Raw genomic sequence first — 16,214 nt, forward strand, 5'->3', positions numbered from 1 at the left:
GCACGCTCTTGACTTTCCGCATCTCCTGGGCCGCACTCGTCGCGGTCTCGTCGCTCTGCTGCGCGACAGCGTCGGCCCAGTTTCCCGACGCCCGCGACACGCCGCCGGCGGGCTGGGCCGGGCCGGTCTTCAAGCTGAAGCAGGACTACCCGCAGACGCTGCCCGCCGTCGGCTCGCGCCCGTGGATGAGCTTCGACTTCCGCACCCAGCCCAACGAGTACATCAAGGCGGTGCTCGACTACGCGCTGGAGGGCAACAAGCAGGTCGACTTCGTGGTGCAGAACAACACGACGCGCGGCTGGTACCACGCCCCGTGGATGCACGTCGGCGCGGCCGGCCGCGAGTTCGTGCGCGGACTCACGCGCGAGCGTAGTTCGCGCCCCGGCGAACTGGCCCCGACCCAGACGGGCACTTTCGAGAACTGGGCCGTCAGCGTCTACAACCCGCGCGGTGGCTACACGCTAGGGCGCGTGTGGAAGGACCCGGACGCACCGAACCCGAGTGTCGCGAAGTTCCCGGTGGGCGCCGTCAGCGTCAAGCTGATCTTCACCGAGGCGCCGGTGAGCCAGGTGCCCTACCTCGCGGGCTCGGTGGAATGGCAGGCCGACATCAACCGTAGCCGCAACACCAACCCGCGGCCCACGCTGCGCCTGCTGCAGGTCGACGTGGCGGTGCGCGATAGCCGTGCGGCCTCGACCACGGGCTGGGTCTTCGGCACCTTCGTCTACGACGGCAACGCGCCCGGCGCGACGCCCTGGGACAAGCTGGTGCCCGTCGGCCTCATGTGGGGCAACGACCCAACCCGCGTGGGGAGCGGCCAGGCGCTGCAGCAGACCAAGATCAACGCCGACCTGCAGATCCCGCAGCACCTGGGCTTCGAGAAACGGCTCAACGGGCCGGTGGACAACCCGCGCTCGTCCTGTCTGTCGTGCCATTCGACGGCACAGGTGCAGACCAACCTCTCGCGCCCGACGCGCGCGGCGATACCGCCGGCCGGCGCAACGGCGGCGACGCTGCGCCTGTACTTCCGCAACATCAAGTCGGGCACGCCCTTCGATTCGAACGCGCTCGCGCTCGACTACTCGCTGCAGCTGCAGAACGGCATCGCGAACTGGGCGCAGACCGAAGGCCCGTCGTCGAGCCCGCAGGGCGGCGCGCGCGCCACCATCGGCGCGGCTCCGCTGCGGCTCGACCGCTCGCACGGCATCAACATCCAGCCCGCAGGCAGGGACGACTGAACGATGGCCACCAAGAAGCCCATCGATCCGGCGGACAGCCCGAGGGTCGTGCTCGAAGGCCGCGTCGTCACGATGAACGGCAACGCCAAGGTGATTGCCAACGGCCGCGTCTACACGCACAACGGCGACATCGTCGCGGTGCAGGAGGCGACGGCGCCGGCGCCCGCGGGCTTCGGCAACACGGCGGTGAGCGACACGGGGGGCACGATCTACCCCGGCTTCATCGACCTGCACAACCACATGCCCTACAACGTGCTGCCGCTGTGGCAGGTGCCGAAGAAGTTCAGCAACCGCGGCCAGTGGGGCCGCCACGCCGAGTATCACAGCAAGATCTCCGCGCCGATGCAGACGCTCGCGGCCACGCCCGAGCTGCTGGCGTCCATCTGCCGCTACGTCGAGGCCAAGGCGCTGGTCGGCGGCACCACCACCGGCCAGGGCATCACGCTGGCGAACCAGTCGGGCATCCGGCGCTACTTCCGCGGCGTGGTGCGCAACGTCGAGGCCACCGACGACGAAGCCTCGCTGCCCGCGGCCTCGACGCGCGTGCCCGACGTGGCGGCCAAGGACGCGCAGACTTTTCTCACGCGGCTGAAGAAGGAGAAGAGCTGCTACCTGCTGCACCTCTCCGAAGGCACCGACGCGACCGCGCGCCGCGCCTTCCAGTCGCTGCAGATCGGCGGCGCCAGCTGGGCGATCACGCCCTCGCTCTGCGGCATCCACGCGGCGGCGCTGCAGGCGCCGGACTTCGAGGTCCTCGCAGCCAACGGCGGCAGCATGGTGTGGTCGCCCTTCAGCAACATGCTGCTGTACGGCCGCACCGCCGACATCGCCGCGGCCAAGGCGGCCGGCGTGCCGATCTCGCTCGGCTGCGACTGGGCGCCCTCGGGCAGCCGCAACCTGCTCAACGAGCTCAAGGTCGCGCACATTTTCAGCGAGGCCAATGGCGGGATCTTCACGGCGCGCGAACTGGTCGCGATGGTCACGCGCGAGCCGGCCGGGCTGCTCGGCTGGGACCGCGTGGTCGGCACCATCGAGGTGGGCAAGCGCGCCGATCTCCTCGTGGTCGAGGGCACGGCGGGCGACCCCTACCAACAACTCATCCGCGCCAAGGAGTCGGACCTCGCGCTCGTGATGATCAACGGCGTCGGTCGCATCGGCGACGCGGCGCTGATGCGCAAGCTGGGCTTTGCCGGCGAGACGCTCAAGATCGGCGGCGCCAACCACATGCTGTTCCTCGCGCACCCGGCCGAAGATCCTCTGACGCAGAACCTCACGCTCTCCGCCGCAGGCGATCGCCTGACCCGCGCGCTGCGTGGTCTGCCCGCGCTCGCGCGCAGGGCCGAGCGCCCGCGGCCGATCTCGCCGATGGCGATGGCGCGCGCCGGCGCCAACACCTGGCGGCTGGCGCTCGACGAGATCCTCGACACTGGCGTCGAACTGCGCGCCAACCTGCCGGTGCGCGTGCCGGGCGGCCGCACGCTGCGGTCCGCGGCGATGCGGCCGGTGTTCGCGGAAACGAAGAAGCTCTCGGCCGCCGTCATGCCGCTCGCCATCGATGCGCTGACCGTCGTCGACGATCCCGGCTACCTCGACGCGCTGGACACGCAGAGGAACGTCCCAGACACGATCAAGGAGGGGCTGCGCGACCTCTGGTCGTGAACGCCGCCGCACCATGGCCCTCCTGCGCGACGCATTGAACGACTTCACCATCAACTGGCGCAACGACCTCACGCCCGCCTGGCGCTCGGTGCTCGCCGGCGCCGGCCCCAACCCGACTGCCGTCGGCAGCGCGCTCACCTACGACGACCTGCAGCCCATCTACCCGTCGCGGCGCGACAAGCCTCTGCCCGGCGCGCGCGCCGATGCCCACGTGTTCCGCGCTTTCGACGGCCTCACGCCCGCGAAGGTGCGCTGCGTCCTGATCGGCCAGGACCCCTACCCCGCGCTGAGCCGCGCGACCGGCCGCTCCTTCGAGCAGGGTGACATCGACGCCTGGGGTCTGCCCGCCGCGTCGGTCGCGAACAGCCTGCGCGTGCTGCTGCGCATGATGGTCGCGGCGCGCACCACCGATCCGGCCGTGCTGAAGATGAGCTGGACCACCTTCGTTCGCCACATCGCGACGCCCGCCGTCGCGCTCGAATCGCCGCGCGCCCTCTTCGACAAGCTGCAGCAGACGCAGGGCGTGCTCTTCCTCAATGCCGGGCTCACCATCACGCGCTACCAGTCCGGCGGCGCGCCGGAGCAGACGCGCGGCCACATCCCCTTCTGGCGGCCAGTGGTCGGCCAGGTGCTGCGATCGATGGCGACGCGAACGAGCGGACAGGTGGTTTTCCTCTGCCTCGGCCAACTTGCGCAAAAGCTGCTCGCCAACGAAGGCGTAAAGCTGGCTGCCACCCAGGCGGGCACCTGGGAAACGCGGGCCGGCGAGGTCGCGCTGCCGCACCCGGTGGCCCCAGGCTTCATCAACGGGCCGAATCCGTTCGCAGCGGTCAACGCGAAGCTCGTGGCCTTCGGAGCGGCGCCGATCGCCTGGTAGCGCGCCTGGACCAAGAGCCTCGGGCCAGCGTCCTCGAGTTTCGGGGGGTGACAACCGACGTGGCGCACCGTCTTGTTGGAAGGCCGAAAGGTCCGCTGGCCGCAGCCCCTTTGGGCAGCAGGTTCGGGACTTCGGCTACCAGTTGCGCCAGTTTGACGCAATGCTGCGCACGCATGCCGCTCGTCACAAGAGTTGACGTCGTTGACGATGCGCGTTCCGAGCAGACCATCCGCGCTGACCTGGGCAGACAACCTCACGCGCGGCGGCGACCACGTGATCGTGAACTTTAGGCGTAAGACCGTGGGCCAGAAGGGCGGTGGCCACATCTCGCCGCTCAGCGCCTGTGACGCTGCGTCGGACTCTTTCTCGTGCTCGATGTCAACCCGGCTGTAGCGGGCTGGGTCTGGATGCCGACAGCCACTCTGGTGAAAGGCATGCGGGGTAGTTCGCCATTTCGCCTGCGTTCGTACGCGCGGACCTTCTACCTTGAGTACAGTCCGGAAGTTCCATTGATCGTTGGCCGGGCTCGTGTCTCAACCCTGCCGGATAACGCCCATGAGTTCGCCCAGACCCCCAACCCTGCACGAGTTCGCCGTACTGCGTGTGCTTCGCGCCGAGGCTGAGCACCTGCCGCGCACAGCCGCAAGGATGGCGGCGACCTATCTGCCCACCATCGAGTTGCCCACCACTTGGCGCCCGGTGCTGGCACGAGCGCTCGAGGAGCGAGCCGGTGACGTGACATGTCCGCCGCTTGATGAACTTCAAGCCAAGTACGGCAGATGGGGCGCATGGCTGCCTGCCGCCTATCACGGCGATGCAACGGACGCACGCTACTGGCTGGTGGGTCTGCAAGAGCACGCGGCCGAGTACCTGCCCCGATCACCCCCCGCGCCGTGACCGGGTAGACCAGAGCAAGCGCGACAGCGGCCTGTTTGGCCTCCGGCCCGAGTGCGATGCCTTCGGCGCGCACGATCTTCGCGTCCGTCACGCCGAGCGTCGCCTCGTCGTGCGGAGGCGCGCTTTGCTGCACCAGGCAGCTGTCGCGCTCGCGCAAGATGTTGCAGCGCCAGGCCGCCTCGGCGAGCGTGGCAGTGGCTTTGCGGCGCAGCTCGCCCTGTTGCACGGCCCCGAGATCGCGCTTCTGCTGCTTGGCGGGAAGAAGAGCTAGGAGCCAGTTCCGTGCGACGCCGGCCTTCGTGCGGGAGCTGGGCGAGCGGCTGGCGGCGCGCCGCCCAATGGACACGTGCAGCGGCACGCGTGGGGCACATGTAAAATCAATCGCGCTCCGGGGTGCACGCGACAGTGCTGAGATTCAAACCCGCGAACTTGAACCGGTTAATGCCGGCGGAAGAAGAGCTTTCACCTTGACCCATCGGCGAATCCTGCCTAGGTCAAGGTGGCCCTTCGGAGCATCCGTTCGACGGTCACGAAGGAGTCCTCATGAACAACACCTCTGCAGAGCGGCCCACGCACACGGCGGGTGTTGTGTCCCATGCTTTCCGGTACCCGCGCGTGCTGTCTATCGCCAGCTCCGGCGGACCGTTGAACCATGGGCACGCGCCCGAAGCGATGCGGCGGCTCCAGCCGCTGAATTGAATGTCAAACCATCCAGGACACAACACCGCCGGGGCCACGAGTGCAACCGGCGAAATTGTCGCTGACGTCCTCGCCTTCATCGAGCAGGACGGGTGCACCGACGACGACTTCGATCGGCTGGCGTTACGCCTGTTCGCCCATCAGTACGGCAACAATCAGGCGTACCGACGCTTCTGCCAGCGGCGCGGCGCGACCCTGCGCAATGTGAAGCGCTGGAGCGACATCCCGGCAGTGCCGATCGACGCCTTCAAGGAGCTGGACCTACGGTGCGAGCCGCCGGCCGCAACGGACCGTGTCTTCATGACCAGCGGCACGACCCGCAGCGAGGTGAAGGGCCGTCATCATCATCCGACGCTGGCGGTCTACGACCGGTCGATGATCCGCAACTTCTCGAGTCGGTTCATGCACGGCAGCGGCCGGATGCGCTTGGGGATCCTGTTCCCCACCGAAACCGTGCTGCCCAATTCCTCGCTGGCCCACTACCTTGCGCTCGCTCTGAGTGAATTCGGCACCGAGGAGAGTCGTTACTTCGTGAGCCCGCAGGGACTGGACAGTCCCGGCCTGTGCGATGCGCTGGCGGACGCTGAACGCCACGGCTTGCCCTACGCCCTGCTCGGCGCCAGCTACAGCTTCGTGCACCTGATCGACGAGCTCAAGCAGCGTGGAAAATCTTTCCGCCTGCCGGCGGGCAGCCGGGTCCTGGACACGGGTGGCTACAAGGGACAGTCGCGCGAATTGCCACTCGACGCCTTCTATGCGGAGCTATCCGCCCGGCTCGGCATCGAACGATCGCAGTGCATCAACATGTATGGCATGACCGAGCTGAGCACGCAATTCTACGACGCGGGCAATGCTACCGTGCCGTCGGTGAAGTCGGGGCCGCACTGGATCCGCTCCCGCCTGGTCGACCCGCTCACGAGCCGCGAAGTCGCGCGTGGCGAACGCGGTATCTTGGTCCATTGCGACCTTGCCAACTTCAATTCCGTGACCACCATCCTGACCGAGGACGTGGGCCTGGCAGCCGACGGAGGGTTCCTGCTGCTCGGTCGCGCCGAGGGCGCGCAGGCCAAGGGCTGCTCGCTGGCGGTGGAGGAATTCATCCGGGCGGCAGCGGCATGACGACGCTGCACGCGGCTGCCGGTTACTTGCCTGGCCTGGCGCCGGCGGAAGTGCAGTGGCAGCCTCTGGTCTTCGAATCGGGCGCCACGCGGCTCGAAGTCGCCGTGCCCGTGTTGAGCCCGCAACAGATGACCGCGCTCGCCTTGCGGGTCAAGCAGGCCAGCCGCCTCCATCTGAAGACGATGACCGTGTCGGAGATCGTGGCCGTGGTGGATCGCGCGATCGCCCGCCTGCTCGACCCGGCCGACGCCTACCGCATACAGGCCGACCGGCTGCTGCCGATCGTCAGCGGCTACGACGCCGATATGGTTCGCCTGGGACTCACGGCTTTCTTCAAGACCTTTCGCGAGCCGCAACTGCACCGCTTCGTCGCCGAAGACTTCGCCAATCCCAAAGTGCTGGACGAGTTCCAGCCGCGACCCAAGGGCGGCGCGGCCAGGGCGTTCGGGCCGGATCTGCTGGTTCACAGCTGGGCCGGCAACGTTCCGGCCCTGCCGCTGTGGAGCCTGGTCTGCGGATTGCTGGTGAAGGCCGGCAACATCGGCAAGCTGCCAAGCGCGGAGCCGCTGTTCGCGGGCCTGTTCGCTCGGCTGCTGGCCGAGGTCCACCCGCCGCTGGCCGATTGCCTGGCCGTGGTGTGGTGGAAAGGCGGCGAGGAGGAACAGGCGTCGGCCCTCTACGCCGAGGCGGACACGGTGCTCGCCTACGGCGCCAACGATTCGCTGGCAGAGATCCGCCGTCGGCTGCCGGTCACGACGCGCTTTCTGCCGTACGGCCACAAGCTGGGCTTCGGCCTGGTGAGCGCCGCGGCCCTCGACACTCTGCGCGCGCCGGCGACGGCACGACTGGCCGCCTGGGACGTGATGCGCTACGACCAGCAGGGCTGCTATTCGCCCCATGTCTTCTACGTGGAACGCGGCGGCAAGGTGTCGCCGCGCGAATTCGCGCAGTACCTCGCCAGCGAGCTCGCCAACCTGCAGAACCGTTTCCCGCGCCGGGCCCTGGCGCTGGAGGATTCAGCCGCCGTGGCCGGGTGGAGGCAAGCCATCGAGCTGCAGTCGATGTCGGCGGGCGGCGAGTTTGTCAGCGAGCTGATCGGCGAGGACGGCGCGGCCTTTGGCGTCGCTTACGCCGATGAAGCACGGGCCTTGGCCCCCACGGCGCTGAACCGGAGTCTCCAAGTCGTCGCGGTCGACTCGCTGGAACAGGTGATCGCGCAAGTGGAAGCGCACCCCCCCTTCCTGCAAACGGCGGGCGTGGCGGCAGCACCGGCTGAACTGTTCCGGCTGTCGGAGTTGCTGGGAGCAGCCGGCGTGACCCGCATCACCGCCATCGGCTCGATGACCTCGCCGGAGGCGGGCTGGCATCACGACGGCCGGTTCAACCTGCTGGACCTGGTGCGGATGGTCGAGATCGAGCAGTCGGCAGAACTTGCGGCCGACAAGCTGGCGCCGTACGCGGACTAGGAGCGCTCGTGAGCTTCCTCGACATCGACAAGGTGGGCTTCACCTACCCCGGCTGGCCGCCGGTGGTGCGCAGCGTCGACTGGCGCATCGCGGAAGGCGAGTTCCATTGCCTGGTCGGGCGCAGCGGCTGCGGCAAGACGACCTTGCTCAAGCTCGCCGCGGGCCTGCTGCATCCCCAAACGGGCAGCATCCGGTTGCAGGGCAGGGAGGTGGTTGCGCCCGGACCGCAGCTCGGCTTCGTGTTCCAGTCGCCCACCCTGCTCGAGTGGCATCGCGTGATCGACAACGTCCTGCTGCCGGTGTCGCTGCAACACAAGCCAACCGCCCGGGAGATCGACAAGGCGCAGCAGTTGCTGGCGCTGCTCGGTCTGTCGGCCCATGCGCAGCACTACCCCCGGCAGTTGTCGGGCGGCCAGCAAAGCCGCGCGGCCCTGGCGCGCGCACTGATCCTGGAGCCGGCGTTGCTGTTGCTGGACGAACCCTTCGCCGCGCTGGACGCGATCACTCGCGGCGAGCTGCAGGACGACCTGCTGCACATGTGTCGCCTGCGCCGCACCACCGTCCTGTTCGTGACGCACGACATCTCCGAGGCGGTGTATCTGGGCGACCGGGTCGCGGTGATGGACAGCGGCCGGATCGTGCAGGACGTCCGCGTCGAGGTGAGCAAACCGCGCGCGCCGGCAATGCGGTACGGCGCGGCCTTCAACCTGCACTGCGCGCAAGTGCGCGACGCGATGGACATGGCGACGGTATGAAGCTGACCTCCGCGCGCACGCAGTTCTGCTCCTGGGCGCTTCTGCTCGCTTTGCTCGCGGGATGGGAGCTGGCGTCGCGCGGCTCCGGCGTTTCGGCCCTGGTCCTGCCGGCGCCTTCGGCGGTGATGAAGTCGCTCTGGATGGGCCTGTCCACCGGCTACCTGTGGCCCCACATCCGCACGACGGGCCTCGAGCTGGTGCTCGGGCTGTTCACCGGCTGCTTGATTGGTTTCATCAGCGGCGTGGCGATGGCCGAGTCGGCGCTGCTGCAACGCGTGCTGAAGCCTTACATCGTGATCAGCCAGGTCATCCCCAAACTGGCGCTGGCGCCGCTCTTCATCGTGTGGTTCGGCTTCGGCATGACGTCGACGGTGGTGATCACGGCGCTGATCTGCTTTTTCCCCCTGATGGAAAACACCGTGACCAGCCTGCAGCAGGTCGACCCGCAACGGCTCGAGCTGTTTCGGATGCTAGGCGCCACGCGGCGTCAGACACTGCTGCGCCTGAAGCTGCCTTCCGGCCTGCCCGGCATCCTGGCGGGCCTGCGGGTGGCGGTGGTGCTCGCGCTGGTCGGGGCGGTCGTCGGGGAGTTCATCGGCGCCAGCCAGGGGCTCGGCGCGCTGATCATCGCCTCGCAGGGAATGATGGACACGCCGCTGATGTTCGCGGTGCTGGTTGTCATCGCCGCGCTCGGCCTGCTGCTGTACCAAGTCACGCTCGCGGTCGAGAAACGACTGCTGCTGCCCTACACCCGAATCTCATGAAGGAAACGTCCATGCACAAACCCATCGCACGCCGTTCCGCGCTGCTGGCAACCGGTGCGCTTTTCACCTTGGTAGCCGCAGGCGGGGCGAACGCTGCCGACACGCTGGAGAAGATCACTGTGGCCGGCTGGAGCAAGCCGATCACCGAGATCACGCACCTGCTGGTCGAGCCCGACAAGGGCATCTTCAAGGCCAACGGGATCGATCTGGCCTACGTGTCGGGCGCCGGCGGGGGCGACGCGATCCGCAACATCCTCACGGGACAGGCGGACGTGGCCTTCACCGATCCGGGTGCGTTCTTTTCGGCCCTCGACAAGGGCGAGAAGCTGCGGGCGATCTACGACATCTACCCACAGAACGTCTTCAACGTGGTCTCGCTCAAGTCCGCCAACATCACCAGCCCGGCCGACCTAAAGGGCAAGAAGATCGGTGTCTACAGCCTGTCCAGCGGCACCCGCCAGAACCTGCTGGTGCTGCTGCACCAGGCCGGCCTGTCCGAATCCGACGTCACCATCGTCGTCACCGGGCTGTTGAACTTCGCGCCGCTGCTGCAAGGCCAGGTCGATGCGACTGCTGCCACCGACACCGGCTTGCTGGTGGGCAAGCGTAAGGGGCTGGGCGACGTCAACGTGATGGAGGTGCGCAACTACTTGAACGTGTCGAGCGACCTGTTCGTGGTGCGGGAACAGGTCTACCAGCAGAAGAAGCCATTGCTGAAGCGGTTCCTGAAAGCCTATCGCGAGAGCGCGGCGTGGATGATCGCGAACCCCGACGAGGCGGCCGGCCTGGCGGTGAAACACGCCATCGACGGTACCGACCGCCCCACCAACCTGGAAGTGATCCGCCTGCGCAATGCCGCCTCCGTGTCGGCCACCACCGGGAAAAACGGTCTTGGTGCCTTCGACCTGGAGTCGCTGCAAAAGGCCGCGGACGCCTACCGCAAGCTGGGCCTGATCGGGCACGACATCAAGGTCTCTGACGTGGTCAGCACGGAACTGCTGCCGGCGCGATGAAGGTTGACACCATGAAGTTCGATGGCAAGGTGGTGCTGGTCACAGGTGCGAGCCGTGGCATCGGCGCCGCCATTGCGCAGGCCTTCGCAAGCGAAGGCGCGACGGTGGTGGTCAACCACCTGAGCAACGACGCCGCAGCCGCCGATGTGGTCGCAAATTGCAAGGCGGCCGGTGGCGACGCCTGGGCTGTGAAGGCCGACGTCAATTCGGGCGCGGCCGTGCAGGCCATGGTGGAACAGGCCCTGGATGCAGCGGGCCGCATCGACGTGGTGGTCAACAACGCCTTCCGGCCGTATTCATTCGACCCGCAGCGCCGCACCTTGTTCGGCGACATGGCGTGGCAGGATTACCAGGCGCAGTTCGATGGCGCCGTCGGCGGCGCATACAACGTCTGCAGGGCCGTGCTGCCGCACTTCAGGCACCGCACTCAGGGCAGCATCGTCAACATCGTCAGCGACCTGGTCGAGCGGCCGGTGATTCCGTACCACGACTACACGACCGCCAAGTCGGCGCTGGTCGGCTTCAGCCGCAACCTGGCCGCCGAACTGGGGCCGCTCGGCATCCGTGTCAACTGCGTCGCCCCTGGCCTGGTCTACCCGACGCAGGCCAGCAGCGCGACCCGGGAAGAATTTCGTGAGTCGCTGATCGCCGCAACCCCGCTGCGACGAATCGCGCGGCCCGAGGACGTTGCCGGCCCGGTGCTGTTTCTCGCTTCCGAATGGAGCCGCTTCATGACGGGCCAGGTGCTGTTCGTCGATGGCGGCCTGGTGATGAAATGAAGAGTTCCATCGGCATCGCCGGCGCCGGCCTGCTGGGTCAGCTGCTCGCGTGGCAGCTGAGTCGGGCCGGTCATCAAGTGAGCGTGTTCGAACTCGACGATCTGCGCGTCGACGCACTGCTCGGCCAACTGGTGGCCGAGGCTCCAGAACGGACGATCGCCGAAGGTCCCGGCGCGTGACGCACGACTTGGCGACCTTCTGACACGCCAATTCGGCCAAGGCAGCGCGCACGTCGGCTCTGCACGACCGGTCCGCTGGCTTCCCACGCGCCGACCGCGACCAAGGTAGCGGACCGTGCTTCCAACTACGTACCACCCAGTCAAAGTCGGACCACCCGCCGGTTTCTCGCCAGCTTGATGAAGCGATTCGTAGTCCAACGCAAGCTCTCCCGCAAGAGCATTTTTGGGGAGCCGCACCGATGCTCAGCGCGTCGTACTGCGGCTCGTCGAAGGAGGTTGCCATGGTCAAGAAGGTTCAGCCCAACGACGAACAGTGGCCCGAGCCGAACTCGCCGGTCAGCAGTTTCACGAAACGCGTGGCCGCCGGCGACAGGGAACGGCCCTGTTTCACGATGATGGACGTGTTGCGCTCGACCGTCGGGCACGTCAGGCGGTGCGCCACCAGGGTTGGGTAGCCTTCGCGCGCGAGGATCGACGCAGGGAGCACCAAGACGCCCAGCCCGCTGGCTGTCATCGCCAGCGCGTACGAGTAGGGACACTGCGTGGGCGAACTGCAACTGCACGCCGGCCGCCGCCGCTGCCTGGTCGATGCTGCGGCGCACGCCGTAGCCCGGTTGGACCGTGACCAGCGGATGGTCCGCCAGTTGCTGCCACGAAACGCTGATGCGTGCCCGAGCCGGGTAGTCCCTTCCTGAGATGCGGCCTAACGGTTCTCATCCTTGCGCGCGCCTGCGCGTGGCGCGTCGTTGCCGTCCAAGCAGCGGCAGCAGGCGAAGATGCAAACACGAGCGAATAACACGGCGTTATGACATTGGGCAAGATTGGTATTCGACCGCATTCAGCGCAAACCTTAGCATTCGATGATGAACGCGGTGCTCCCCTCGACCCATCTGCAAGACGAGCCGCTGCGATCGACCTCCGGCGTGTTGTGCGATGTCGTGATCAACGCGACACCTCTAGGAATGAAGGTGAGCGACGCACTCCCGATCGACCCGGCTTCGCTCGCCCCGGGCACATTGGTGGTCGATGTGATCATGGAGCCGGCCACCACGGAGCTCCTCAGGCGCTCGGTAGAGCGAGGCCTGCCAATCCACCCCGCGACGACCGATGCTCGACCATCAGCTTCCGGCGTACCTCGATTTTTTCCAGCTGCAGAGCGTCGCTGAACTTGCGCGATCGTCGCTGCAGTCCGGCGCCACCGTGCCCATCCTTCCCTAGAAAGAGACAAGACATGAACCAAGTCATCTGCCCCTTGTTGAAAGGCCTTCTCGTTGCCGGCGCCACGCTCCTCCTGTGCACCGCGCACGCGCAAGACTATCCCGCGAAGCCTGTGTCCCTGGTCGTCGGCTTCGCACCCGGCGGCTCGGCCGACATCCTGGCGCGCCTGATGGCGCAAAAGCTGGGCGGCCCGCTGGGCCAGACCGTCATTGTCGACAACAGGCCGGGTGCCGGCGCCACGATCGCAACCGCCGCGGTTGCCGCAGCGAAACCCGACGGCTACACATTGCTGATGGTGACCAGCGGCCATGCCGGCAGCAGCGCCCTGTATCCCAAGCTGAGCTATGACACGCAAAAGAGCTTCGACCCTGTGGCGAAGGTGGGCGCCTCGCCGGTCGTCATCGTCGCTCCGGCGTCGACGCCGTACAAGCAAATGAAAGACGTTGTCGATGCGGCGCGCAAGAGTCCCGGCAAGCTCAACTATGCGGCGGGCGGCGGCGGCGCCACCACCACCAGCCTCGCGGCCGAGTTCCTGAAGAGCGAGACGAAGATCGACATGGTCATGGTGCCGTACAAGGGCTCTGGCCCGGCGCTCACAGCACTGCTGTCGGGCGAGGTCGATGTCGGCTTCGACATCCCTTCGAGCGCGCTGCCGCACATCAAGTCGGGCAAGCTGCGGCCCCTGGCGGTGACAACCAGGACGCGATCGAGCGTGCTGCCCGACGTGCCAACGGTTGCCGAGCAGGGCTTGCCCGGTTTCGAAGTCACTGGCTGGTTCGGCATCCTGGCGCCGGCCGGCACGCCGCCGGCGGTGATTGCGCGGCTGAACAAGGAAGTCAACGCCGTACTGAGCGATCCGGACACCAGGCAGAAACTCGAGAGCCTGGGCGTCGAGGCCGCTTCCGGCAGTCCGGCGGAATTTGGCAAGCTGATCGAAAGCGAAACGAAGCGCTACGGTGACGCGATCCGCAAGCTCGGCATCAAGGCAGAGTAAGCCGCGCATGACCGGCGCTGAACATACAGCAGACGTCGTCGTCATCGGCGGCGGGCTGGGCGGGGTGGCCGCGACGCTGGCGGCCGCGCGGCTCGGCGCGAGCGTCGTGCTGGTCGAGGAGCTCGACTGGCTCGGCGGTCAGTTGACGTCCCAGGCCGTGCCGCCCGACGAGTACCCCTGGATCGAATACCTGACGGCGTCGCAGAGTTACGCCACTTTTCGCGAAACGATCCGCGCGTATTACCGGCATCACATGCCCCTCACGGACGCAGCGCGCGCGCGCGTGCGCCTGAACCCCGGGCAAGGCAACGTCAGTTCGTTGTGCCATGAACCATGGGTCGCGGTGAAGGCGATCGACGAGCTGCTGGCGCCGCACATCGCCGCCGGCCGTGTGTCGGTGCTGCGCAAGCACCGCACGCTGAAGGTGGAAACCGATGGCGACCGCATCTGCGCAGTGCATGTACGCGACCTGGAAGCCGACGTTGGCCGTGTGTTGACCGCACCGCTCTTCATCGACGCCACGGAGATCGGTGATCTGCTCGAGATGGCCGGCGTGGAGCATGTGTTCGGCGCCGAGGCGCAGTCGCAGACGAACGAGCTGCACGCGCTGCCCGAGGCGGACCCATTCGACCAGCAGGCCATCACCTGGTGCCTGGCCGCGGACTACCTGCCGAATGAAGACCACACCATCGACAAACCCGTCGGCTACGAGCGCCTGAAGACCTTGCAGCTCGACTGCTGGCCTGGCCCGCAGCTGAGCTGGACCCTGAGCGACTTCGTGACGCACCAGCCGCGCGAGCGTCCGCTGTTCGTGGGGCCGACCGATACAGATTCCCTCTATGACCTGTGGCACGCACGGCGCATCGCATACCGCCAGCATTTCACGCCAGGCAGCTATGCCAGCGACATCACGCTGGCCAACTGGCCGCAGATGGACTACTGGGAGAAGCCGATCGTCGGCGTCGCGCCGGCCTTGCAGGCGGCTGCACTGGAAGAGGCTCGGCAGCTCAGCCTGGCTTTCTTCTACTGGATGCAGACCGACGCACCACGCCATGACGGCGGCCAGGGATATGCAGGCTTGCGGCTGCGAGGCGACGTGCTCGGCACAACCGACGGACTGGCCAAGCAGGCCTACTACCGAGAAGGGCGGCGCATTCAGGCCGAGTTCACGGTGCTGGAACAGCATATCGGCGTTGCGGCACGGCCGGGAAAGGCGGGCGCCGAGCGCTTTGCCGACAGCGTAGGCATCGGCGCCTATCGCATCGACCTGCATCCAAGCACGCGCGGTCGCAACACGGTCGACATCGATTCGTTCCCGTTCCAGATTCCCCTCGGGGCGCTGCTGCCGGTGCGCGTCGAGAATCTGCTGCCGGCCTGCAAGAACCTCGGCACCACGCGCATCACCAATGGCGCCTATCGCGAGCACGCGACCGAGTGGAGCATTGGCGAAGCTGCGGGCACGCTGGCTGCGTTCTCTCAGGCGCGCAAGGTATCGCCGCGTACTGTGCGCGCCGACGATGTCCTCCTCGACGACTTCCAGCGCACACTGGAACGGCAAGGCGTGCTGCTTGCATGGCCGAGCTTCGGCGCGCTGACGCCGACCCAAAGAGTGGGCTACCAGCACGCCGCGCGCTGACGCTGTCTTCAGTCGCGGCCGACCTGCTTCAACGAGGCAGCAGCCAGTTCGACCATCCGCTTGCCGAGCATCGAAGGCGCGAAGCCCTCGTGCGTGAGCGCGAAGATGCCCAGCGACGGACTACCGACGATGGGCCGGAAGTCCAGTTCGTCGCTGCGGCAGGCGCGCGCCGTCAGGTCGTCCACGATCGCGACGCCGGCGCCGCAGGCCGCCAGCGCGCAGGCCATCTGCCCGGAGCGCACCTCGACCGATGACGCTGCCTCCACCTTGCTGCTGGCGCACCAGTCGGCAATGATGCGGCCCTGCGGCGTGTCTCGGCTGAACGAGATCAGACGCTCGTTCAGCACGTCGCTGGGACGCAGCAAGCGTTTCGACGACAGCGCATGGCCCCTGGGGAACACGCAGACGAGGCGCCACTGTCCTACCGGTTTCGATGTCAGCAGCGCGTTGTCGGTCGGGATGGTCGAGATCGCGACGTCCGCTTCGCGGCTGGTCAGGCGGCTCAACATCTCGCGGGTCGGCAGCGTCTCGAGGTAGATCCTGGCCGCCGGAAATTCTTTCGCCAGCGATGCCACGGCGCGTGGCACGGCGACCAGCGCGGTGCTCGGACTGGCGAGCACGCGCAGCGACAGTCGCGCACCCGACTTGAGCTCCTCGGCGCGTTCAGTCACCCGCCGGATGCCGCCATACACCTCGGACACTTCCGCGTAGAGGGCCTGCGCTTCCGGTGTCGGCAGCAGCCGGCCCTTCGTGCGCTCGAACAGCCGCAGGCCCAGTTGCAGCTCGATGTGCGCCAGCATCCGGCTGATGCCGGGCTGCGAGACGTGGAGCAAGCGCGCGGCGTCTGTGACGGAGCCGGCCAGCATCACGGCGCGAAACACTTCGATCTGTCTCAAGTTCATGTGGCCTCCGGATAACCCG

The 16,214-nt window shown here is 67.3% G+C and carries 17 protein-coding genes, 1 pseudogene and 1 riboswitch; of the genes and pseudogenes, 16 read left to right on the top strand and 2 right to left on the bottom strand.

Features of this window, described 5'->3' with window-relative positions; translation table 11 throughout:
• Window positions 1-8 precede the first annotated feature (8 nt).
• The 13 genes from ACSQ86_RS29725 (at window position 9) to ACSQ86_RS29785 (ending at window position 11,445) form a co-directional block, all read left to right on the top strand.
• On the top strand, window positions 9-1,238 hold the full coding sequence (locus ACSQ86_RS29725; protein ID WP_436310334.1) for a hypothetical protein: 1,230 nt from the start codon (window positions 9-11) through the stop codon (window positions 1,236-1,238).
• A gap of 3 nt (window positions 1,239-1,241) precedes the next feature.
• Window positions 1,242-2,897: an amidohydrolase family protein gene (locus ACSQ86_RS29730; RefSeq protein WP_436307533.1), complete on the top strand. Its 1,656-nt coding sequence runs from the start codon at window positions 1,242-1,244 to the stop codon at window positions 2,895-2,897.
• A 13-nt stretch (window positions 2,898-2,910) separates the two neighbouring features.
• Window positions 2,911-3,774, top strand: coding sequence for a hypothetical protein (locus ACSQ86_RS29735; protein WP_436307532.1), 864 nt, complete (start codon window positions 2,911-2,913; stop codon window positions 3,772-3,774).
• 207 nt (window positions 3,775-3,981) lie between these two features.
• Window positions 3,982-4,167, top strand: a complete 186-nt coding sequence (locus ACSQ86_RS29740) for a phytochelatin synthase family protein (protein ID WP_436310879.1) — start codon at window positions 3,982-3,984, stop codon at window positions 4,165-4,167.
• 162 nt (window positions 4,168-4,329) lie between these two features.
• On the top strand, window positions 4,330-4,671 hold the full coding sequence (locus ACSQ86_RS29745; RefSeq protein WP_436310335.1) for a hypothetical protein: 342 nt from the start codon (window positions 4,330-4,332) through the stop codon (window positions 4,669-4,671).
• A 379-nt stretch (window positions 4,672-5,050) separates the two neighbouring features.
• A riboswitch (TPP riboswitch) is annotated at window positions 5,051-5,144 on the top strand.
• Window positions 5,145-5,214: 70 nt separating this feature from the next.
• The gene (locus ACSQ86_RS29750; protein WP_436310336.1) at window positions 5,215-5,370 is read left to right on the top strand and encodes a hypothetical protein; all 156 of its coding nucleotides are present in this window, start codon (window positions 5,215-5,217) and stop codon (window positions 5,368-5,370) included.
• Window positions 5,371-6,489: a long-chain fatty acid--CoA ligase gene (locus ACSQ86_RS29755; protein WP_436294279.1), complete on the top strand. Its 1,119-nt coding sequence runs from the start codon at window positions 5,371-5,373 to the stop codon at window positions 6,487-6,489.
• The gene (locus ACSQ86_RS29760) at window positions 6,486-7,955 is read left to right on the top strand and encodes an acyl-CoA reductase (RefSeq protein WP_436310337.1); all 1,470 of its coding nucleotides are present in this window, start codon (window positions 6,486-6,488) and stop codon (window positions 7,953-7,955) included. Before ACSQ86_RS29755 ends, ACSQ86_RS29760 begins: the two co-directional genes overlap by 4 nt.
• Window positions 7,956-7,963: 8 nt before the next feature.
• The gene (locus ACSQ86_RS29765; RefSeq protein WP_093110599.1) at window positions 7,964-8,710 is read left to right on the top strand and encodes an ABC transporter ATP-binding protein; all 747 of its coding nucleotides are present in this window, start codon (window positions 7,964-7,966) and stop codon (window positions 8,708-8,710) included.
• Complete coding sequence (locus ACSQ86_RS29770; protein WP_093110601.1) at window positions 8,707-9,474, top strand: ABC transporter permease; 768 nt, start codon at window positions 8,707-8,709, stop codon at window positions 9,472-9,474. Before ACSQ86_RS29765 ends, ACSQ86_RS29770 begins: the two co-directional genes overlap by 4 nt.
• A gap of 11 nt (window positions 9,475-9,485) precedes the next feature.
• Window positions 9,486-10,487, top strand: a complete 1,002-nt coding sequence (locus ACSQ86_RS29775) for an ABC transporter substrate-binding protein (RefSeq protein WP_436310338.1) — start codon at window positions 9,486-9,488, stop codon at window positions 10,485-10,487.
• Between the two features lie 11 nt (window positions 10,488-10,498).
• Window positions 10,499-11,266, top strand: a complete 768-nt coding sequence (locus ACSQ86_RS29780) for an SDR family oxidoreductase (protein ID WP_436294275.1) — start codon at window positions 10,499-10,501, stop codon at window positions 11,264-11,266.
• Complete coding sequence (locus ACSQ86_RS29785; RefSeq protein ID WP_436307527.1) at window positions 11,263-11,445, top strand: NAD(P)-binding domain-containing protein; 183 nt, start codon at window positions 11,263-11,265, stop codon at window positions 11,443-11,445. Before ACSQ86_RS29780 ends, ACSQ86_RS29785 begins: the two co-directional genes overlap by 4 nt.
• Before the next feature lie 295 nt (window positions 11,446-11,740).
• On the opposite strand, the pseudogene ACSQ86_RS29790 reads toward ACSQ86_RS29785, so the two are convergent.
• Window positions 11,741-12,143: pseudogene (locus ACSQ86_RS29790) on the bottom strand (LysR substrate-binding domain-containing protein).
• Window positions 12,144-12,308: 165 nt separating this feature from the next.
• On the opposite strand from ACSQ86_RS29790, the gene ACSQ86_RS29795 reads away from it, so the two are divergent.
• From ACSQ86_RS29795 to ACSQ86_RS29805, 3 genes are all read left to right on the top strand, one after another.
• A complete protein-coding gene (locus ACSQ86_RS29795; RefSeq protein WP_436310339.1) occupies window positions 12,309-12,611 on the top strand; it encodes a hypothetical protein in 303 nt (100 codons plus the stop codon).
• A 65-nt stretch (window positions 12,612-12,676) separates the two neighbouring features.
• On the top strand, window positions 12,677-13,657 hold the full coding sequence (locus ACSQ86_RS29800) for a Bug family tripartite tricarboxylate transporter substrate binding protein (RefSeq protein WP_436307523.1): 981 nt from the start codon (window positions 12,677-12,679) through the stop codon (window positions 13,655-13,657).
• Between the two features lie 7 nt (window positions 13,658-13,664).
• On the top strand, window positions 13,665-15,293 hold the full coding sequence (locus ACSQ86_RS29805) for an FAD-dependent oxidoreductase (RefSeq protein WP_436310340.1): 1,629 nt from the start codon (window positions 13,665-13,667) through the stop codon (window positions 15,291-15,293).
• Window positions 15,294-15,301: 8 nt separating this feature from the next.
• On the opposite strand, the gene ACSQ86_RS29810 is transcribed toward ACSQ86_RS29805, so the two are convergent.
• Window positions 15,302-16,195, bottom strand: a complete 894-nt coding sequence (locus ACSQ86_RS29810; RefSeq protein WP_436307521.1) for a LysR family transcriptional regulator — start codon at window positions 16,193-16,195, stop codon at window positions 15,302-15,304.
• Between the last annotated feature and the right edge of the window lie 19 nt (window positions 16,196-16,214).

Source organism: Variovorax sp. LjRoot130 (genome assembly GCF_964253755.1).
Taxonomy (GTDB): domain Bacteria; phylum Pseudomonadota; class Gammaproteobacteria; order Burkholderiales; family Burkholderiaceae_C; genus Variovorax.